The following is a 1,045-nucleotide window of genomic DNA, read 5'->3' on the forward strand; positions in this document are numbered from 1 at the left end:
CGCCAGGGAGAGGTCAACTGTCGCCGCCCTCGTCGATCAGGCGGCGTACCTCGCGGTCGACCAGGCCTAGGCGGGCCTCGGCGACCAGCGGTACCGCCCTCCGCTGCCGTCGCGCCTCGTGGACGTCGATGTCGACCGTCACCAGCGCCGCCTCCCACTTCGGCGCCTGCGCCACCACCGTTCCGCGCGGGTCGACGACGCGCGAGCCGCCCCAGAAGGAGGCACCGTTCTCGTTGCCGACCCGGTTCACGAAGACGACCCAGCACTGCAGCATGCGGGCGGTGTAGGAGAGCAGCGTGTCCCAGTAGAGGCCCGTGTCCATGGCCTCGGGGTCCAGGCTGGCCGCGCTGTTCGTCGGTACGAGGATGACCTCGGCGCCATCTTGCACGGCGAGCCACGGCAGGACCGGCTGCCAGGCGTCGTTGCACACGAGCGTGGCCGCCCGGCCGTGCCCGCCGGGCAGGTCGTACGCGCGCAGGTGCTGGCCGGGGCTGACGTGCTTGCGTTCCTCCCAGGCCAGGTAGTTGGGGAGGTAGAGCTTCCGGTGGGCGTGGAGGAGTTGGCCCTTGGTGTAGTACGCGGCGGTGTTGTAGGCCCGCAGGGCGGTGTGCTCGTGGAGGCCGACCAGGACGTCCGGGCCGTCGGGGGCGGCGAGGGCGAGGAGCCGGGGGTCGTCGGTAGTGAGGGACGCATCCCGTGCGAGGCCGCCGAGGTGATAGCCGTGCAGGCTCAGTTCGGGGAAGACGACCAGGTCGGCGCCCTGGGTCGCGGCCTGGTCCACCTGGTGCCGCGCGCTCTCCAGGTTGTCGCCGACCTCGCCCAGGGCGCAGTCGGTCTGAGCCAGCGCCACTCGCATGCGCCGAGCCTTTCAGCGCGGTCCGCCCCTCGCACGCCGGGTGCGCCCGTAAGGGGCGCCGCCGCCCGGGGGCCCCGCAGGCGCGCGGTGCGCCCGGAAGGGGTGCCGCCGTCCGGGGGCCCCGCAGGCGCGCGCCGCCGTGATGGGGTGCCTCGCCGTCGGGGCGACCCTGTCCCGCCGCTTCGCGGC

1 protein-coding gene is annotated in these 1,045 nt (G+C 74.2%); it reads right to left on the reverse strand.

Annotation, left to right across the window (positions count from 1 at the left end):
• Positions 1 to 13: 13 nt before the first annotated feature.
• Positions 14 to 856: a nitrilase-related carbon-nitrogen hydrolase gene (locus GKQ77_RS32990; RefSeq protein WP_219692817.1), complete on the reverse strand. Its 843-nt coding sequence runs from the start codon at positions 854 to 856 to the stop codon at positions 14 to 16.
• Between the last annotated feature and the right edge of the window lie 189 nt (positions 857 to 1,045).

Source organism: Streptomyces anatolicus (assembly GCF_019400875.1).
Lineage (GTDB): Bacteria > Actinomycetota > Actinomycetes > Streptomycetales > Streptomycetaceae > Streptomyces > Streptomyces anatolicus.

Coding starts and splice junctions, on each gene's coding strand:
- GKQ77_RS32990 (WP_219692817.1), bottom strand. CDS start 856: ATGCGAGTGGCGCTGGCTCAGACCGACTGCGCCCTGGGCGAGGTCGGC.